The sequence below is a fragment of the Parendozoicomonas callyspongiae genome, assembly GCF_023502345.1.
GTDB lineage: Bacteria > Pseudomonadota > Gammaproteobacteria > Pseudomonadales > Endozoicomonadaceae > Sansalvadorimonas > Sansalvadorimonas callyspongiae.
Genome location: NZ_JAMFLX010000014.1, coordinates 1 through 19,769 on the forward strand (window position 1 = coordinate 1; position 19,769 = coordinate 19,769).

17 protein-coding genes are annotated in these 19,769 nt (G+C 48.7%); 9 read left to right on the forward strand and 8 right to left on the reverse strand.

Annotation, left to right across the window (positions count from 1 at the left end; genetic code table 11):
• Positions 1-277: hypothetical protein (locus M3P05_RS11215; RefSeq protein ID WP_249699719.1), on the forward strand; the 277-nt coding region annotated here is incomplete at its 5' end.
• Positions 278-328: 51 nt separating this feature from the next.
• Here the strand turns inward: M3P05_RS11215 and tyrS are convergent.
• Positions 329-1,633: a tyrosine--tRNA ligase gene (gene tyrS, locus M3P05_RS11220; protein ID WP_249699720.1), complete on the reverse strand. Its 1,305-nt coding sequence runs from the start codon at positions 1,631-1,633 to the stop codon at positions 329-331.
• A 317-nt stretch (positions 1,634-1,950) separates the two neighbouring features.
• Here tyrS and M3P05_RS11225 point away from each other — a divergent pair, with 317 nt between their 5' ends.
• Complete coding sequence (locus M3P05_RS11225; RefSeq protein WP_249699722.1) at positions 1,951-3,342, forward strand: OapA family protein; 1,392 nt, start codon at positions 1,951-1,953, stop codon at positions 3,340-3,342.
• Positions 3,329-4,447 (forward strand): anhydro-N-acetylmuramic acid kinase, encoded by a 1,119-nt coding sequence (locus M3P05_RS11230; RefSeq protein WP_249699723.1) that lies wholly within the window; start codon positions 3,329-3,331, stop codon positions 4,445-4,447. Before M3P05_RS11225 ends, M3P05_RS11230 begins: the two co-directional genes overlap by 14 nt.
• 1 nt (position 4,448) lies before the next feature.
• Here the strand turns inward: M3P05_RS11230 and M3P05_RS11235 are convergent, their stop codons facing one another.
• The 5 genes from M3P05_RS11235 to argC all read right to left on the reverse strand — a co-directional run bounded on the left by M3P05_RS11235 (position 4,449) and on the right by argC (position 8,440).
• Positions 4,449-5,396, reverse strand: coding sequence for a hypothetical protein (locus M3P05_RS11235; protein ID WP_249699725.1), 948 nt, complete (start codon positions 5,394-5,396; stop codon positions 4,449-4,451).
• 206 nt (positions 5,397-5,602) lie between these two features.
• Positions 5,603-5,956, reverse strand: coding sequence for an iron-sulfur cluster insertion protein ErpA (gene erpA, locus M3P05_RS11240; protein ID WP_249699858.1), 354 nt, complete (start codon positions 5,954-5,956; stop codon positions 5,603-5,605).
• Positions 5,957-6,141: 185 nt separating this feature from the next.
• Complete coding sequence (locus M3P05_RS11245; RefSeq protein ID WP_249699726.1) at positions 6,142-6,594, reverse strand: bactofilin family protein; 453 nt, start codon at positions 6,592-6,594, stop codon at positions 6,142-6,144.
• Position 6,595: 1 nt separating this feature from the next.
• Positions 6,596-7,384, reverse strand: a complete 789-nt coding sequence (locus M3P05_RS11250; RefSeq protein WP_249699727.1) for a DUF6776 family protein — start codon at positions 7,382-7,384, stop codon at positions 6,596-6,598.
• Between the two features lie 15 nt (positions 7,385-7,399).
• Positions 7,400-8,440 carry an N-acetyl-gamma-glutamyl-phosphate reductase gene (argC, locus tag M3P05_RS11255; RefSeq protein ID WP_249699728.1) on the reverse strand — a complete coding sequence of 347 codons (1,041 nt, stop codon included), beginning with the start codon at positions 8,438-8,440 and terminating at the stop codon, positions 7,400-7,402.
• A gap of 223 nt (positions 8,441-8,663) precedes the next feature.
• Here argC and M3P05_RS11260 point away from each other — a divergent pair, with 223 nt between their 5' ends.
• The 3 genes from M3P05_RS11260 to M3P05_RS11270 all read left to right on the forward strand — a co-directional run bounded on the left by M3P05_RS11260 (position 8,664) and on the right by M3P05_RS11270 (position 12,769).
• Positions 8,664-10,403, forward strand: a complete 1,740-nt coding sequence (locus M3P05_RS11260) for a chloride channel protein (RefSeq protein WP_249699729.1) — start codon at positions 8,664-8,666, stop codon at positions 10,401-10,403.
• Between the two features lie 24 nt (positions 10,404-10,427).
• Complete coding sequence (gene hemJ / locus M3P05_RS11265; RefSeq protein WP_249699730.1) at positions 10,428-10,850, forward strand: protoporphyrinogen oxidase HemJ; 423 nt, start codon at positions 10,428-10,430, stop codon at positions 10,848-10,850.
• A 125-nt stretch (positions 10,851-10,975) separates the two neighbouring features.
• A complete protein-coding gene (locus tag M3P05_RS11270) occupies positions 10,976-12,769 on the forward strand; it encodes a glycoside hydrolase family 36 protein (RefSeq protein ID WP_249699731.1) in 1,794 nt (597 codons plus the stop codon).
• A gap of 18 nt (positions 12,770-12,787) precedes the next feature.
• Here M3P05_RS11270 and M3P05_RS11275 read toward each other — a convergent pair whose 3' ends face one another.
• Complete coding sequence (locus tag M3P05_RS11275) at positions 12,788-13,822, reverse strand: LacI family DNA-binding transcriptional regulator (protein WP_249699732.1); 1,035 nt, start codon at positions 13,820-13,822, stop codon at positions 12,788-12,790.
• A gap of 209 nt (positions 13,823-14,031) precedes the next feature.
• On the opposite strand from M3P05_RS11275, the gene melA reads away from it, so the two are divergent.
• Positions 14,032-15,357, forward strand: a complete 1,326-nt coding sequence (gene melA, locus M3P05_RS11280; RefSeq protein ID WP_249699733.1) for an alpha-glucosidase/alpha-galactosidase — start codon at positions 14,032-14,034, stop codon at positions 15,355-15,357.
• A gap of 89 nt (positions 15,358-15,446) precedes the next feature.
• On the opposite strand, the gene melR is transcribed toward melA, so the two are convergent.
• Positions 15,447-16,418, reverse strand: coding sequence for a transcriptional regulator MelR (gene melR / locus M3P05_RS11285; protein WP_249699734.1), 972 nt, complete (start codon positions 16,416-16,418; stop codon positions 15,447-15,449).
• A gap of 207 nt (positions 16,419-16,625) precedes the next feature.
• On the opposite strand from melR, the gene M3P05_RS11290 reads away from it, so the two are divergent.
• Together M3P05_RS11290 and M3P05_RS11295 are read left to right on the forward strand one after the other, a co-directional pair.
• Positions 16,626-18,695 (forward strand): ABC transporter substrate-binding protein, encoded by a 2,070-nt coding sequence (locus M3P05_RS11290; protein ID WP_249699735.1) that lies wholly within the window; start codon positions 16,626-16,628, stop codon positions 18,693-18,695.
• A 65-nt stretch (positions 18,696-18,760) separates the two neighbouring features.
• Positions 18,761-19,759 carry an ABC transporter permease gene (locus M3P05_RS11295; protein ID WP_249699737.1) on the forward strand — a complete coding sequence of 333 codons (999 nt, stop codon included), beginning with the start codon at positions 18,761-18,763 and terminating at the stop codon, positions 19,757-19,759.
• The last annotated feature ends 10 nt before the right edge of the window (positions 19,760-19,769 follow it).

Genomic DNA, 19,769 nt, shown 5'->3' on the forward strand with positions numbered 1-19,769 from the left:
TCTTCATCGCATCTCGCGAAGAGGATTACTGAAGCCGTTTCCGGTTGACTGTGAAGCAGTCGTTTCAGCGAGGCCGCCATTTTACCGTGGCACCGATACTTGTCAACCCGCAGATTTTCCAGAAGCAGATTTAAATCTGCTTCCAGTCAGTTTCGAATCACTGTCGTGTTTCGCCGCTGGCCAACGAGGAGCGCATTCTACGAATTTGCGTTTCAATGTCAACCAGTTAAGGACAGAAATAATTAACAACGTTAATTTAATTTCTTCCAAGCCGTAAAAACAGAAACACCGCCAAGTGGCGGTGTTTCTCAACAATGTATAGCTGCTATTAAATAAGCTCAAAGAGATGATGTTTTTTCTTGCCAACTTTAACCAGGAAGAAACGGCCATACAGTGCTTTCTCAGCATCAAAAGCTTCGACCAGTTTCATATTGTCTTCCATAGTCTTGGCATCGCCATTGACCAGAACAGCACCACGCTTGAGAGCATCTTTCAGCTGACTGCCCTGAGCAACACCGACTTCAGCAAGGAACTGGTTGAGAGACTTTCCTTCCAGATCTGCAGCAGAGAAAGAAGATGCAGGCAGGCCATCCAGGCGCAGCTGTTCCATTTCACTTTCGCTTAGGTCAGCCAGATCACCAGAGAACAGGGTTTCGGTAATACGAATAGCAGATGCCAGACCTTCTTCACCGTGAACCAGACGGGTCACTTCACGGGCAAGAACATTCTGAGCTTCAGGACGGCCCTGACGTTCTGCATCAGCCTTTTCAATTGCATCAATTTCTTCAACATTCATGAAGGTGAAGAAGCGCATGAATTTATATACATCGGCGTCAGCAGTATTCATCCAGAACTGATAGAAGGCGTACTGAGATGTTTTTCTCGGATCCAGCCAGACTGCACCACCTTCAGTCTTACCAAACTTGGTGCCATCTGCTTTGGTGATCAGGGGAACAGTCAGACCAAACACCTGTGCCTGATTCTGACGGCGAGACAGATCAATACCACCAACAATGTTGCCCCATTGATCAGACCCACCGATCTGCAGGGTGCAATCATAGAGACGATTGAGTTCAGCAAAGTCCATTCCCTGCAGCAGAGCATAGGAGAACTCGGTAAAGGAGATACCCTGATCTTCTCTATTAATACGCTGCTGTACAGACTCTTTCTTGATCATCTGGTTAACAGAGAAGTGCTTGCCAATTTCACGCAGGAAATCGACAACATTCATATCGCCTGTCCAGTCCAGGTTGTTTGCAACAATAGCTGCGTTCTCACCGCAGTCAAAATCGATAAACTGACTGACCTGCCCCTTGATCTTGTTTACCCAGCCAGCAACAACATCAGGGGTATTTAACTGACGCTCCTGAGCTTTAAAGCTTGGATCACCAATAAGACCGGTAGCACCACCAACCAGAGCAATAGGCTTGTGACCATATTGCTGAAATCTCTTGAGAACCAGCAGAGGCACAAGATGACCAAGATGGAGACTGTCGGCGGTGGGGTCAAAGCCACAATAAAGCGTGCGAGAACCTTCAGAAAGGTGGGACACAAGCTCTTCTTCTGCCGTTACCTGATTGATCAGACCACGCTGCTGCAGATCTTCCAATAACGGTTTTTGACCGCCTGACATAGTTCAACTACCTGTATAGCCCCGGAAAAACAGCATTTCTGCCCCGGGAATTGACATTTACATAAATTAAGTGAGCAAACATACCCTATGGCAAAAAAAAGACAACCACCAGAACCATTAGAAAAAGCCCTATTTCCCGTATTTCTTGGCGTTTTCAAGCCATCCCCTTGGCGCTGAGCGAGATAACTGCATAGGATACCTTACCTGCTCCCAAAGTTTCGTCAGAAGTCACTGTGTTTCCTAAAGTCCTAAAGTTTTATATCCTATATTCTGTTAAAAGATTTTCTTATAAGCCGTGATTCTCAGGCATGAACTTATTGAAACGAATACTGCGCTCTGCAGTCCAGAATTTTCCCCGCCGCCACGTGGTTGCCATAGCCTGCGTGACAACGGGTATTGGGTTGGTTCTCGCCTTTCTTCCAGGCGAGGACGCACAGGCCAAGCGGACAGAAATCCCGCTCACCTTATCGTCCATAGAAGATGATGGCCGTGAAGTTATATTACAGACAATCTCAGACACCACCTTAAACACCGATCAGCTGCAGACAGTTTCTCAAGCGCTAGCGAAAACTCCTGCAGAACCTGTTATTGCGTGGGAGAAAGTCAAAGTCCGTTCAGGTGATACTCTTTCAGATATCTTCAGCCGTCAGTCTCTGAGTGCCGGCACTCTTCACCGCATTCTTAATTCAACTGATCATGGCAGGCTTCTGACAAGAATCCGCCCAGGCCAGTTTATTAATTTTGGCCGCGTTGATGGCAAGCTGAATGAACTCAAGTATGTGCAGAACCGTCTTGAGAGTGTCGTCTACTCAGTCAATGAGAACGTATACTCTTCCAAGAAAGTTATTCGCGAACCTGAAATCCGTCGCGCTTATGCCCGGGCGACAATTGATAACTCACTGTTCCTTGCTGCTACCAAGGCAGGTCTTCCCGATAATATGACCATGCGCCTGGCCAATATTTTTGGCTGGGATATCGATTTCGTTATGGATATCCGCAAAGGCGATAGCTTCAACATGGTTTATGAAGAGAAGTATCTGGACGGCGAGCGTATCGGTTACGGTGATATTCTAGCTGCCACCTTTACCAACCGGGATAAAGTTCTGGAAGCGGTTTATTACACCGATAACAAGGGCAACAGCGACTACTACACCCCGAGCGGAAAGAGTATGCGCAAGTCCTTTATTCGCACACCTGTAGATTTCACTCGTATCAGCTCACCATTTAATCCCAACCGCCTGCACCCCATCTTCAAAACCAAGCGCCCTCACAGAGGTGTTGATTACGCCGCACCAACAGGAACACCCATCAAGGCTGCCGGCGATGGCGTTGTGAAGCTTGCTGGTCGCCAGAAAGGGTACGGCAATGTTGTTATTATCAAGCACCCGAATAACATTGAAACCCTGTATGCCCACCAGAGCCGTATAGCTCGCAGTTTAAAGAAAGGCCAACGGGTCAAACAGGGGCAGACTATCGGCTATGTCGGTCAGACGGGCTGGGCAACCGGACCTCACCTGCATTATGAATTCCGGGTAAGCGGCAGACACCGCAACCCTTTGACAGTTAAGCTGCCTGAAGCGCAGCCACTGCCAAAATCAGAGATGGCTAACTTCCGCCAGATAACACGGGTTATGCTGGCCGAGCTTGAGCGGTATTCAGGAACCCTGCTGGCTGCTGCGGAGAGCGATCTCAACAATGGTACAAACTGATTCAGAGCTTTATATCGGTCTGATGTCAGGCACCAGCCTGGATGCAATGGATGCAGTGCTGGTTGATCTGACCTCCAGATTCCCAACTCTTGTAGGGCAAATTTCCTTGCCCTACCCTTCAAGATTACGTAACCAACTCAACGCACTCTGTCAGCCTGGTGCTAATGAAATTGAAGCCATGTGCGAAGCTGATCTGGCAGTCGCTATTCTCGCGGCAGATTCGGTAAGCAATCTTCTAGATGAAACCGGCCACGCTCCTCAAGATATTGCAGCTATTGGCAGTCACGGTCAGACCATTCGCCATATGCCGCAAATTGGCAATACACTGCAAATCGGAAATCCCAGCCTTATTGCTGAACAAACAGGTATAACGACTGTTGCTGATTTCCGCCGCAGGGATATGGCAGCCGGAGGAGAAGGGGCACCGCTTGTTCCTGCTTTTCATGAAGCAGTCTTTCGACATCCTGAAAAAACCAGGATTATTGCCAATATTGGAGGTATTGCCAATATAACCATTTTGCCTCCGGCTGGTACCAACACTGTTATCGGTTTTGATACAGGCCCGGGCAATACCCTGATGGATGACTGGTGTTATCGTCATAGCGGCCGCCGTTATGATCAAAATGGACAGTGGGCAGCAAGTGGCAAGATTTCTGCGGCGCTGCTCAGCACATTGCTTTCCGACAGTTATTTCTCACGTCCACCACCCAAAAGTACCGGAAGAGAATACTTTCATCATGCCTGGTTATGGCACGGATTGTCGCAACGGGATCAGGACCTTTCAGGGGAAGATGTTCAAGCCACCCTGGCAGAGCTGACAGCCCGAACGATTGCTGACGCTATTGCTCTTTATGCACCAGATTGTGAGGAAGTCTTTGTCTGTGGTGGTGGAGCGAGGAATGCAACTCTGATGAGCAGGTTGGTAAGTTGCCTTGAGGAATTGTCAGTTAACACGACCGACGCAATAGGCCTTGCCCCACAATGGGTTGAAGCCGCAGCATTTGCCTGGCTGGCCCAACAGACCCTCCTTGGTTTACCGGGTAATTTGCCTGCCGTGACCAATGCATCCGGCAGGCGTATTCTGGGTGGAGTTTATCCCGCATAAATTAGTATGCAATGGCAGTTGAATTACTTACCCCATTTACCGACTCATGCCAAGTAGCCCTGTAGCGCTCATCATGAACAGCATCCAGTCTTGATTTCATGGCACCGGTTTCTCCACCTGCCCAGCAATTTGAAACCAGTTCGCCCTGCTCATCAATGTTCATGCAAGCTTCAAGAAAGTTATTGCAGTGCCTGCTGTACATATGGGTTGCCTGGCTGATATCCCATCCATTGTCAGGATTGTCATTGCGCTCAATATACTCAGGGATCGCTTTTATTCCTTCGTAGGATCCATTAACCCGAATAAAGCCAAGCACCCTGTAATTTCCACTTACCAGATACCCTTTGTTCTTTTCATAGCCAGGCTGGGAATAGCAAGCCAGATAGACAGCCTGACTCTCACTGGCACTGCCCGGGCTGCTTTCATGATAAAGATCTGCCATATCCAGATTAACGGTTTTACCAGATTCCTCTTGAACATCTGAGCCTAAACCAATCAAGCTGGTAGCCCTCTTAACAACCATTGGGATGATTCCACTGGTTCCTGGAACCACTACCACACTGGCATCAGGATTGAGTGCAATAACTTCATATCCGGTGTGAGCTGCAGGAGTAGGTCTGGCCTGAGAGCTATTCAAGGCTAACGCGGTGGTAGCAGGTTCTTCACTTGTCTGTGTTTCAGTACCATACACCTGTAGCTCAGTAGTGACTCCAGCAGAAGATCCATTACTGATCTCAGCATGCCTTTCTGGAACAGTATTTTTACCCATCACTAAGGAGTAGGGCCACTTCATCAAAGAGCTAATATGAGCCAGCGAAACATTGAAATAACTTGGCTCAGTCACTTTTTGTTTTGGGTTATACAAAGCCACTTCAGTTGTTGCTGCCATTACCGAAAAGCTGCCAGCCAAAGTCAGGGCTGCTACAGTACTCAGGAGTTTCTTCGCCATAGTTCTCTCGCCACCAGTCATGTACGTAAGTGCACATTGAGACGATCGGTCAGGGAAGAAGTTTGATTGAACTCGGAAGTATTTTGTTACCAATTGTTAGCGGCAGTGACTCCAACTCACTGGAATATCAGAAGCCGATACGGGGAGGAATGGGGCAAGGAGAGGATTGCACTGGCCAATCCAGAGGAGCAACCAGTGCGAAAAACTTAGACGGAAAAACTCATCCCACAGCCACAGGTACTGGCGGCATTAGGGTTGTTGACGGTAAAACGAGAACCTTCCAGACCTTCCTTGAAGTCAATCTCGGAACCGTACAGGTATTGAAAGCTCATGGCATCAACCACCAGCTTTACACCCATCTTTTCTACAACGGTATCATCTTCGGCGAGCTCTTCGTCAAAGGTAAAACCGTATTGGAAACCGGAACAGCCACCACCAGTCACGTAGACCCGCAGTTTTAAATCAGGGTTTCCTTCTTCCTCAACCAGAGCTTTAACCCTGGCAGCAGCATTCTCAGTGAAAATAACCGGCTCCGGAACAAAGGTTTCGGCAGCAGACATTCGACCTCCAGACAACTTATTGCCAAGACTGTTATCAAAACAGGCAGCCGTTTTCTTCCGTGCGGGAGGAGTCGGCTCCATCAGACAGCCTGTGGCTGAATTTTCGGACATTATCCTCATATCCGAGTAATCCAGTCAACTTTAACCGGTACCTGAAAACCTCAGGATACCCGTATTTTCTTGCGTTATTCCGTCATTACGGGAGCAGGAATGATCTCCGGCTCCTTCACACAACCAAGCTCTCTGGGCGGCTCAAGTGTATCGGGAGCATCCACACGCTCCAGAACACCATTCACCTGTGCACCCACTACCATCTCGATCGTGTTGTAATAAACATTGCCGGAAATATCGGCTTTACTGGCCAGCTCCAGCTTGCCGGCAGCGAAGACATCACCCTTCACTGTGCCGTTAATCACAATATCAGATACCCGGATATCACCTTCAATCAAGCCACCATCAGCCAGACGCAAGGTGCCCTCGTGGGCCTGAATATTACCAATAACCCGACCTTCAACATGCATGGATCCGCGGAAGATCATATCACCACGAATCTCGGTTCCTTCGGAGATTAATGTTGTGGCATCACTACCAGAAGCAGAAGACACCCTATCACCGGCAGATTGCTTCTTTCCCCACATACTACTCAGACTCCTCAATAAACCAATCAAATGACTTTTTTGTCACTTTCTTAGACGGACTGGACAGCTGGATAGTGACATCAAGCCGCTCCGGCTCAAACCCTTCCGGAAGTTTTAATGAGCCCCAAATGCCGTCTCCAGGAATACCCTGAAAATAACGAAAACCCAGTTTTTCACCGCCCTTATTGAATTCAGGGGTCAGTTCAGCAAAGTCATATCCGGCCTTTTTGCCGTTCCTGAAACCTTCCAGGCGAGCCAGCAACCTTCCTTTCTGGAACCTGTGGTTCTTTCCATTCTGGACAACTGTCATTTTCCACTGGAAACGTCCGGAATCACCGGCAGGCTGCAGCTCAAAGCTCTTAACGCTCACCCCCTGATTGGCGAGCTCCGGGTTCATAATATTCTGATAAAAACGGATATCCCGGGACAGACTGATTTTCTCTTCCCGCAGACGAATCAGTTCCTGACGCACTTCTTCTGCAGCCTGCTGGCTGATCTGGTTTCCCCGCTCAAGAATGGCAACCCGGCGACGGAGTGTATCCAGTTCCACTTTATAGGAACCATTCTCCTCCGTGACGGAACCCAGCTCAGAGCGCATCACATCCAGTTCATTCCAGGCAAAGCTGGTTCCCAGATAAAAACCAGCACAACCGGTGCCAACCAGCAGCAACAGAACCAGTATCCTTATACGAAAGGCGTAACCAGGGTCATGGGCAACAACCCGCAGTTTTTTTTCCCTGCGATCAGCCGCTTTGCGGCTGGATTGCCAGAACCGGGAAAACTTCTTCAAGTCTGCCTCCAGGCGTCAGGGCAAAAGCCCGACAATTTCCAAACCTTCCTTCTCAGGAAGACCAAACATAATGTTCATATTCTGCACAGCCTGTCCGGATGCTCCCTTTACAAGGTTGTCGATCACAGACAGCACCACCACAGTATCGTCATTACCGGGTCGATAGACTGCCAGACGACACTGGTTAGCTCCCTTGACACTACGGGTCTCGGGAAGGCTGCCTAAGGGCATCACATCAACAAATGGCTCATTCTGATAAGCCTGTTCAAACAGCTGATGCAGTTCCTGCTCGCTGGTACCATTTTTCAGCCGCGCATAAAGGGTGGCATGTATACCACGAATCATTGGCAGAAGGTGTGGTACGAACGTAACTCTCTGTACCTTTCCATGACTCATGCCAATAAGTCCCTGTAGTATCTCCGGCTGATGTCGGTGACCACTTACACCGTAGGCATGGAATGACTCGCCCGCCTCACTGAGCAGCGTACCAACATTGGCCTGCCGCCCCGCGCCACTTGTTCCGGATTTACAGTCAGCAACCAGGCCTTCTTCAAAGATCAGGTCATTATCCAATAGAGGCTTGTAGCCAAGCTGAACAGCCGTGGGATAACAACCTGGATTGGCAACCAGACGCGCATCCGCTATTGCATCACGGTTCAGCTCCGGCAGACCATAGACACTTTCCGCCACAAATTCCGGACAGGCGTGGGTCAGGCCATACCACTTCTCCCATGTGGGGATATCCCTGATCCGGAAATCCGCTGCCAGGTCAATAACCCTGACGCCGCGCTTCAGCAGTTCAGGCACCTGTTTCATCGCCACACCGTTGGGCGTGGCAAAGAAAACAATATCGCATTCTGCAAGGGTTTCTATATCCGGCTCAGAGAATGCCAGATCCAGATACCCACGCAGATTGGAGTAAAGTTCCTCAACGCGTCTCCCTGATTCGGCACGGGATGTAACGGCCTTTAATTCAACCTGTGGGTGGCGTATCAATAAACGTAACAGCTCAACACCGGTATATCCCGTTCCACCTACAACACCTGCTTTAATCACACGTCCTCTCCCACCTATTTAATTTATTCTGTCCATTATAAAATGTGCGTTATTAAATCAATAGATGGTATTGCCTGGAAACAGAAAGCTGTAGAAAAAGCAGAATAGTGCTGTATACACCGCACTTAAACAGCCATGAGCGGGAAATGCCCACACCGAAAAATGAAAATGCAGCGGGCATTTCCATGGTAAAAATAACCAAACCCGTACGTGACCCCATAAAGTGAGATTTAAACCAACATCCCCGGATCTGAACAGATTTCGAAACCAGCTTGCCCGCATTGATGCCCTGCCCCAACTCACTCTTCTCGGGCTGGTTTCCGGCATATTGACCGCCCTGGTTATTATGATGTTCAGGGAACTGATTACCCTGTTATCCAGTCTCTTTATGGCAGGGCTTCCGGAAGAGGCTTTTATGGATATTGACTGGGATATCCGTATATTCCTGCCCGTCCTTGGCTCTCTGACTCTACTGCTGACTGCCCTCTTTACTCACAAGAATTACCGACAGGTTGGCATTATTCATGTTATTGAGCGTCTCGACTGGCACCAGGCCCGGTTAAGTCTGGGCAACCTGTTAAACCAGTTTTTTGCCGGAGCCATTGCGATAGCGAGTGGTCACTCCATTGGCCGGGAAGGCCCAGCTGTTCATCTGGGAGCAGGAACAGCCAGTCTGCTCGGACAAAGCATGAAACTACCCAATAACAGTCTGCGCATCCTGGTGGCCTGCGGCAGTGCAGCTGCCATTTCAGCAGCTTTTAACACTCCGGTAGCCGGGGTTATTTTTTCACTGGAAGTCTTGATGGTGGAATACACGTTATCCGGTTTTCTACCGGTTATGCTCGCATCCGCCAGTGCGGCCATTATCACCCAAACCATTTACGGAACAGATCCAGCGTTCCTTGTTCCTCCCATTTCTACTGAACTGTTAAGCGATCTCCCTTTGATCCTGACGACAGGCGTCGTTATGGGTGTACTCGGCGCACTGTTCTGCCAGCTGATGACATTCTTTGTTAAGAAAACGGCTCGCGTTCCTCTTTTCCTGCGCCTTTTGACTGCTGCTGGAGTCACCGGTTTGATTGCTATTCCAGCCCCTGCCGTGATGGGTGTAGGTTACGGGACGATCACCGAGCTGATGATTGGAGAACTGCACACTCCACTCTTCTTAGTGCTTATCCTGTTTGGCAAACTGCTGGCAAGCTCTATCAGCCTTGGGCTGGGCGTACCCGGAGGGCTGATTGGCCCAACTCTGTTTATTGGTGCAGCAGGTGGCGCTCTCTGCGCAACCGTTATGGGATTGTTGACCGGTACAGAGTATATGAACGCGGGCTTCCACGTTATGGTGGGCATGAGTGCCATGCTGGGCTCTGTCCTTCAGGCACCACTGACAGCACTGGTGACTGTCGTAGAAATGACCCGCAATACCAATCTGCTGTTCCCGGCACTCTTGGCCATTATTATTGCCACCCTGACCGCCAACCTGATGTTCCGTAAGCCCGGAATTTTTGAGCAACTGCTTGGATTGCAGGGTCGCAGTCGATTTCATAACCCGGTTCATAAGGCTCTGAGCCGGATTGGTATTACCTCAATGATGGATACAGAGTTCATTCGACTGAACCGTTTCCAGTCTCTGGCTGAGCTAAGCAGTCTTCTGAAAAACAACCCTACGTGGATTCTTATTCTTGAAAATGGTGCCCCCAGCATGATTATGCCGACTTCCGGTTTAGTCTTTTACCTGGATAACAACAATGATTCGTCTGATACTGTTGATCTGCTTGATATCCCTGCCTCCCGGTACGATGTTGCTCCCATTGAGAGTCAGTCATCGGTTTACCAAGCTTGGGAAATGATGGCTGAAAAACATGTCGACGCACTGTATATTTTCAGTGAGAAACGAAAGAAGAAGCAAAAAATTATCGGGCTGGTGACCAAGGAAAACCTGGTCAGTCATTACAGAATATAACCGCCAACTACCCAAGGGGGCTGTATGTTTCTCTGGATAAAGGCATTCCATCTGATAATGATTGTGTGCTGGTTTGCCGGAATCTTTTATCTGCCCCGGCTTTTTGTCTATCACACTGAGACAACTGATACGGTTGGTGATGAGCGTTTTAAGGTTATGGAGCGCAAGCTCTACCGGGGAATCATGATGCCTTCAATGATTCTGACAGTACTCTTTGGCCTGTGGCTTCTTTACCTTGTTCCATCCGACATGTCTCAACCCTGGATGCATGCAAAACTCTCTCTGGTTGCCCTGCTGATTATCTATCACTTTATGTGTGGCCATTACGTGAAAGTTTTTGCCCAGGGGGTGAATACCAAAAGCCATAAGTTCTACCGGGTATTTAACGAGATTCCGGTGTTTATGCTGATCGGAATTATTATTTTGGTAGTGGTAAGACCCTTTTAATCTGCAGATATTCATTCCCAAATATTGATGTGTGGCATTTAACCCTTCAACGAACACGTGTTAGTAATATAAAAACAAACTACGAAAAAAGATGCAGGCCATATACAACGGCCGGAAATGGAAGTATGAACAAGCTGCTAAACCACGACACCCTGAACATAAATCTGTCAGTGGCAGATGACCAACACATTGAAAACATCAGTCTGAAGAAACGAGAAGAGCATGGGGTTCTCTATATTGATTTTGCCGTTCAGGCAAAGAAAGCCATCACTCTACCGGTAACTGTTTTACAGGTTCACCTTCCATTTGAGGATATTCATTCCTGCTGGACACCGGGTATAACCGGTAACCCCGTTTCAATTCGAAATAAAGGAATCTGTGAATGGCAATATGGTTTTGACAGCCAGATTTGCAAACTCGCTCCTGTTGGCTGTTTTTACAGCCTGACCGGGCAGAACAAACTGACTGTTGCTCTCTCGGATGCCTCTGAGCCAGTCAAGATGCATATCGGTGCCTATGAAGAAGAGCGAGTGGCCCGAATACAGTTTCGCCTGTTTGACTCACCTTCAGAAGAGAGAACCAGTTACCATGCAACCTTGCGACTGGATCTGAACAACAAACCCTATCATCAGGCCATTACCCAGATTGCAGAGTGGTTTGAAGCCAAGGATGAACATAGCTGTATGTCAGTGCCCGAAGCAGCTTTAGAACCGGTTTACTCCACTTGGTACAGCTTCCATCAAAATCTTCAGCAACAGGAAATTGAAGACCAGTGCCGTCTTGCCCATGAAGTGGGCTGCAAAACCATTATTCTCGATGATGGCTGGCAGACAGACGACAACAACCGCGGTTACCGTTTCTGTGGTGACTGGCAGGTCAGCCAGCGTCGCTTCCCGGATATGAAGGCTCATGTTCAGCGGGTTCAGGAGCTGGGCATGAAATATATGGTGTGGCTAAGCGTGCCGTTTATTGGAAAAGGCTGCGAGGTCTGGGATCAGTTCAAAGACAACCTGTTATTTTATTCCACAAAGAATGATGCCGGAGTTTTCGACCCCCGCTATCCAAAAGTCCGCATGTACCTTATCGACACTTACAGTCGAATGGTGTCAGATTATGGTCTGGATGGCCTGAAACTCGACTTTATTGATGAGTTTGATATGAATAACGCGGAGGGCAAGGCACTTGTACCTGATTCTGAGCGTGATACAGAGTCACTGCATCTGGCTGTCCACAGACTTCTGTCAGACGTGCGTCGCACACTTGAAGACATCAATCCCGGTATTCTGATCGAGTTCCGCCAGAAATATATCGGCCCGAAGATTCGTCAGTATGGCAATATTTTCCGGGTCCACGATTGTCCGAACGATTCCATCATGAACCGTATGAGCATTATGGATCTGCGGATGCTATCCGGAAACACAGCGGTGCATTCCGATATGTTTATCTGGTCACCTGAAGAGAGGGTGGAAAGTGCCAGCCTGCACTTTATCAATACCCTGTTCTCGGTGCCCCAGATATCTCCGGATATGAAAGAGCTGTCTGAAGAACACCTGGCAATGACCCGCCACTGGCTGGGTTTCTGGAAACAACACCGGAACCTTCTTTTGAACGGTAAACTAAAATCATCTGCTCCGGAGATGCAGTACCCGATTATTGAAAGTCAGCTGGGTGATCAGAAAATCGTGACTCTTCATGGGCCGGTTGTGGCCGAACTGTTTAATTCCGGTGAAAACCAGGTCACCCTGGTTAACGGCGCCTTATCTGACAGCCTCTATATCAAGGTTCCTGAAACATCAACTGTAAAAGCTGCTGTTTTTGACTGCCTGGGTTTGGAAACCAGCAACAAAACCTTAACGCTGGAATGCGGATTGAATGAAGTGTCGCTGCCTGAGTCCGGATACATCGTGATGACCCGCTAAATCAGCACCAGGCAGGATTCACCGCAGGCTTGATGCTCTTGGTTCAAGAGTGACTGGAATAACCCTGTCAGTCTCGCTGTCAGGGTTAAGCAAAGAGGAAATCGTGGCCCGCGCCATTGCCGCAAAGTCAACTTTGACTGAAGACAGAGGCGGGCTCTGAAAATCATTATGCACACTGCCATCAAAACCAATGATTCCCATCTTATGGAGGTAGTCGTTATCCAGCTTTTGCAGTGTACGAATCAATCCATAGGCAACGATATCAGAAGCACAAACGACTGCATCAGGTTTTGAATCTCTTGCCAGAATTCTTTCTGCTGCAGCAGTACCACACTGCTCTGTGAAATCCCCTGATAAAAGTTCGGGAGTTAATCCGTGCTTCTTCATCGCCTGAACATAACCTTCAGCCCGCTTTCGGGCAGAACGTTTGCTCATATCCCCGCCGATAAACAACAGGTGCCGAAACCCGTTGGCAATCAGGTGTTCAGTTGCCATTTCACCACCATATCTGTCATCGGTGAAAATATTTAACGCCATCCCATGGTCATTAACTTCCCGGTCAATCACTGCAATCGGGAAATCCTCATCGGTCAGATTGTCGATAAAGGACACCGTTTCTGGCAGGCCCAGAAAAACAGCACCGGCAATACTTTTGGAGTCAAAATGCTCACGGACCCGGTGCTCGATCTCCTGCTCGTCTTCTTCGTGACGAAGCAGTTCAATCATCAGCCGGTGACCACGATTATTAGCTGCCACAACGAAGTTGGAAATCACACCCATTACATAGGGAGAACTCAAACCACAAAGGGAATCCTGGTTCACCTCATCAACACCCGCATAAACATAGAGAGCGATAACGGCCTGAGGTTTCCCCCTGAGAACCTGTGCAGAAGCATTGGGTGTATAGCGATACTCGGCAATGACTGAACGAACCTTGTCTTTGGTCTTCTCGGGAATATCCGGGTAATTATTAATCACTTTGGAAACAGTACTTCTTGATACGCCTGCCAGTTTGGCAATTTGAGTGCTGTTCAACGTTTTGAAATCGGTCATAGACAAGGAGATACCACCAGAGCCAGAACCAACATTCTATCACTATTAAGAAGTTGCCAAAAAATCAGTAATCAACAGCAATCTTATCTTTCAGGAATAACTGTTTATGAAACGGACTGACTTTCTGTAGCGTCGAATCAAAAATTGGCACAATCCAGCAGAGGCTATCTCTGTTATTCCAGCATTCCTGTTGATCCGGGGAGTATCAAATGGGTTTTAAGGTTGCCATTATTGGCGCTGGCAGCACTGTGTTTATGAGAAATATTGTCCGCGATATTCTTCATAAACCCGCACTTCAAAATGCAGAAATTGCTCTGCAGGACATTGACAGCAAACGACTGGCTGAATCTCATCTGGTAGCCGCAAAGCTTGTTGATGCGATGGGAGTAGAAGCCACTGTCGTCTCAACTGAAAACCGGCGTGCAGCCCTGGAAGGTGCGGACGTCGTTATGACATCGTTCCAGATTGGTGGCTACAAGCCCTGCACAGTCACCGACTTTGATATCCCGAAGAAGTACGGTTTACAGCAGACTATCGCCGACACTCTCGGTATTGGCGGCATTATGCGCGGACTGCGTACCGTGCCGGTCATGCTGGATATTGCCAATGACATCCGGGAACTCTGCCCCAATGCTCTGCTGATGAACTATGTCAATCCAATGGCCATTATCAGCGGTGCCATGCATCGTCTGGCCCCTGATATTAACTACGTGGGCTTGTGTCACTCCGTACAGGGAACGGCTGAACATCTGGCGGAAGATCTGGGTGAAGAGATCAAGGATATTGTCTACACCTGTGGCGGCATCAACCATATGGCGTTCTATAAGACTTTCGAGAAAGTCCATGCTGATGGTCACAGAGAAGATCTTTACCCTCGCCTCAAGTCACTGTTTGCAGAAGGAAAAGCCCCCAAGGATAACCTTGTCCGTTACAAGATCATGGAACAGTTCGGTTATTTCGTAACAGAATCAAGCGAACATTTTGCCGAATACAGCCCATGGTTTATCAAGGAAGGTCGGCAGGATCTGATCGAGCAGTACAATATTCCTATCGATGAATATATTCGCCGCTGTGAAGTCCAGATATCCGAGTGGGATGAAGAACTCAAGAAACTGCACGACGGCGGAAGTATGAATCTGAAAGAGAGCCATGAGTATGCTGCAACTATCGTGAATTCTCTGGCAACCGGTGAGCCTTCAGTCATTTATGGCAATGTTGCCAACCATGGACTGATTGACAACCTGCCACAGGATATCAGTGTTGAAGTGGCCTGTATGATTGATCGCAATGGTGTTCAACCTATTGCCTTTGGCAGCCTTGAGCCACAGCTTGCGGCCCTGATCCAGACTAACGTCAATGTGCAGCAGCTGACTGTAGAAGCCCTTGCAACTGAAAATGTTGAGCACATCTACCATGCCGCCTTTATGGATCCACATACAGCCGCCGAGCTGGACCTGGATCAGATTCGCAATATGGTTGATGACCTGCGCCGTGCCCACGGGGACTGGTTGCCGGAGTTTGCCCGACTGAAGTAAAAGTTCGAGATTGATGCGTAAGTGGAGGAGTATGGTGATCCTCTGCTTACGCATCACATTGTTAGAAATGAAAAGAGAAAGTCTGTTTCTTACCTGATACCGGGAAGGTAAAAGTCTCCCACCCTTTTTTCGAGTGACATACTGCGGCTTTGAACGCGATACTGCTTGGGTGTCATTCCCATGTATCGTTTGAAAGTGTCATAAAAACGGCTGGTAGAATTAAAGCCAACAGATAATCCAATATCAAGAATAGGTCGTTCCGTATCAGTCAGGAGAGCCCGTGCATGATTCAAACGCGTGGCATTGATGTACTGTTTAATAGACATTTGCATCACTCGCTGGAACAGATTCATCACGTAGTTAGGGTTCAGGCCAACTGATGCAGCCACATCGGAAACATAGATCGGCTCATCATAATGCTTGGCGATAAACTCAAGTATCAACTGAACATTCTTCTGGCTTGAAGAGGATACACCTGTCGTACACTTGTCAACTTTGTTGCTGCCTACCAGAGCATCCCACCCTGACAGGCACATACGACGCAGCATCAGGGCGATCTCCTCTCCTGCCAGTTGCTGTCTGCCAATATCATCCATATCCAGCTCCAGCAGCCAGCGTTCACATTCGAATTCACTGACCAGCACCCTGTTTCTGGATTGAATCACAAAGCTGTTCATCAACTGACTGGTTAAGATTTTATCCAGTGGCCATGACAAAAACTGATGAAGGGGAATATTAATAATCCCCAGCTTTGTGCAGTTATGGATTTTCACCAGACGGTGTGGAATCGCTCCCCAGAAAATTCCTATATGTCCTGCATCAAACCGAAATGACTGGTTGTTGATCTCATATTCGAGTGTTCCATCAAAGGGTATATTGACCTCCAGTTGTGCATGCCAGTGATAAGTCTGCATATACCACGGCTCACGAAACTCAATGAAAATCTGTTCATATCGCGAAAACAGGGCAAGTGGACTGATATCTTCATTACCCTTCAGGTAATCAACCGTTGTAGGATTGACCCGATTCCCAAGAGCACTTTCGTTACAAAACTCTTCCATACCGCACGTAAACCTATCCCCTGGATAAACAGTTGCGAACAGATTCTACCTTCAATCTTTTGACTCAGGACCAAATCAGATCATGTTTTCCTGAATAACCTTACTTTTTGGGAATAATTTCAGTTTTTTTGGGATTAGTTAATTCTCCCATTCCAGATAGTGTAATTCCGAACACACAACACCTGTTTGTAAGGGGGACAGTCAATAATGAGAGGAAAAAGCTTGCCTGCCATGCGCACAGCTTCGCTGGCCATGGGTTTACTGGCCAGTGCAATAGCCACCGCTTCTCCATCGGCTCAGCCAGGCAAACTGCCTGAGGCTCCCAAGTTCGATGCCCAGGGGCAGATCATTCATTACAGTGTCAGTGACCTTCAAAAGTTTGAAGCTCTGCCTGAATATTCAGAGCCAGAATGGGTCTCCAAAAAAGTTGAAGCCGGAGAGCTTCCACCCGTCAGCGAACGTCTGCCGAAAGAGCCTCTGGTCTACCTCAGCAAAGGTATGACTGACGGCCTTGGTGAATATGGTGGCGTTCTACGACACGTGTCTGGCTCCCGCCCCAAAGGCTGGAACTGGGCTGCAGGTCTCAGCCAGGGCTGGGGTGGTGTCAGCTACGCAGTCGCAGAGTGTCTGACTCGAACCGGCCCACTGTTTACCCTGAACTCTGACGAGCAAGAACCTCTTCCCAACCTGGCAAAGAGCTGGGAATGGTCTGAAGACGGCAAGCAGTTGACCATGAACCTGATCAAAGGTGCGAAGTGGTCTGACGGCAACCCATTCGACACTGAAGATATTATTTTCCTTTGGGAAGATAATATTCAGGATACCAATGTTCCTTCACGTGCATCTCCAGGCACATTTGGTAACGGCACAACCCTGAAGGCTCTGGACAAGTACACCCTGCAGTGGACGTTTAAAGATGCATTCCCCATGCAAAACTTGTTCGCTATGGGTTTCTTTAATATGTGTCCAGGGCCATCCCATATCCTGAAGCCTGAGCATCCACGCTATAACGCTGACGCAACTTACGACTCTTATATAAATGCTCAAAAGCCTGACCAGGTTCCTGCCCCGACCATGGGCGCATGGGCTCCGGTTTACCATAAGAGCGACGAGATGATTGTCATGCGTCGTAATCCTTACTATTGGAAGGTTGACGAAAAAGGGCGTCAGCTACCTTACATTGATGAAGTACGTCATAAGCTCTCCACCTGGTCTGATCGGACAATTCAGACTGTGGCGGGTAATGCGGATATGTCCAATATGGAAAATCCCGCGAACTACATCGAGTCTCTGCGCAAGTCCGCACAAAAGAACTCACCTGCCCGTCTTGAGTTTGGCCCAAGAACCCTTGGCTGGAGTATCCTGACCAACTTCTCTAAAGAGTACGGCACCAAAGGTGATGTTCGTGCCATGGAAGTTCGCAAGCTCAACCGTACTTTAGAGTTCCGTCAGGCTGTCAGTCATGCTCTGGACCGTCAGGCCCTGGCACAGTCTCTGGTTCGCGGTCCTTTCGCAACCCCTTATGCCGGTGGTCTGTATCCTGAAGGCATGATGGGCGACAAGGACTCTGTCGTGTTCTACGACTACAAACCTGAAGTTGCCAAGGAGCTTCTGGAGTCTCTCGGTCTGAAAGATACCGATGGCGATGGCATCCGCAACTGGACGTCAGGTCCGATGAAAGGCAAGAACCTTGATATCGTTATGACCTACACATCCAAGAACCCGACCGATGTTACTCTGGCTGAAGGCATCATCAGCATGATGAATGAAGTCGGTATTAACCTGATTCCTCAGGTTGTGAAAAATTCAGCAACCAGGGAAAACATTCGGGACAGTGGCGATTACGACTTTTACATTCACCGTAATGAAAAGGAGTACATCGTGCCGATTCAACGAGCTGACTTCCTGGCACCTCGTCACACCAACCAGCCATATTGGCACCGCGGAACCAAGAACGCCCCCCAGAAGCTGCTGCCCTTTGAGCAGGAGCTGGTGGACGTGATCAGCCGTTTCACTACCGAGACAGATCCAGCCAAACAAGCTGAGCTGATGAGGCAGTACAACCATATCTTTACCGAGAATGTGTACAGCGTCGGGCTGGTGAATGTGCCCGGAGCCATGATCCTCAACAAGCGCCTGAAGAACGTACCGAAAGGAACGCCGATTCTGGCTTACCAGTGGGCAGAAGATGCCACTATGAGGGAACGTTTCTGGGTAGATAAGGACCTTCAGAAGAAGCAGCTCTTCCCTGAGCAGCTGCCCCATACGGTGAAATAAACCGGTTCAACAGCCACCTGCATGAATGAATGTCAGGTGGCTGTTTCCTGAAGCAAGGCTTTTCGATGTTAAGTTATATTCTCAAGCGATGCGCTGCTGCCATACCCCTGCTGGCTGTGCTCAGTTTTATCTCTTTTACCCTTATCCAGTTGCCACCGGGAGACTACGGTGACCAGATAAAAAACTACGCCATCACCCTAAGTGGCATGAGTGAGGCTGATGCCGAGATACTGGCCCAGGATTACCGGGTTCGCCATGGTCTGGACAAGCCGTTCCATACCCAGTACCTCAACTGGATGAAAGGAATTTTAACGGAAGGAGACTTCGGGTTTTCTTTCAACAGCAACAAGCCTATCAGTGAACTGGTCGCTGACCGGCTGCCAATGACACTGTTTATAGCCCTGCTCTGTCACCTTGGAGCCACACTTTTCGGCGCAGCCCTTGGTATTGTGGCCGCGCGCAAACAGTACACATGGATTGATAACCTCACCACCCTGTTTGCCTTTATCGGCATGACCACGCCGCGCTTTGTTCTGTCCCTGATTATGTTGTACTGGCTGGTCTTTATTGTCGGCTCATCACATGTTGCTGCACTGTTTTCTCCCGAGTTTGCCCTGGCTCCCTGGAGCTTCGCGAAGTTCGTCAACCTGATGCAGCATATCTGGCCAGTATTGCTGGTAGCGATTTACGGCGGCATGGCTCAGAACCTGAGGGTTATGCGTTCCAATGTTCTTGATGTTATGCAGGCCCAGTATGTGGAAACAGCCAAGGCCAAGGGACTGTCTTCAAGACGGGTACTGTTTAAGCATATTGTTCCCAATGCCCTTCACCCTTTGATCATGTATCAGGGCGTTGCCCTTCCCTACATGATTGCCGGAGAACTGGAAGTTGCCATTGTTTTCTCCCTGCCAACTGTTGGACCACTGATTGTTGAATCCATGGCTATTCAGGATATCTACGTGGTATCCACCTTTATGATGCTGCTGGCCGCCACTCTGGTTATCGGTAACCTGCTGGCCGACCTGCTGCTGGCCGCACTTGATCCACGAATCCGCCTGGCTTAGAGAGAGAAAC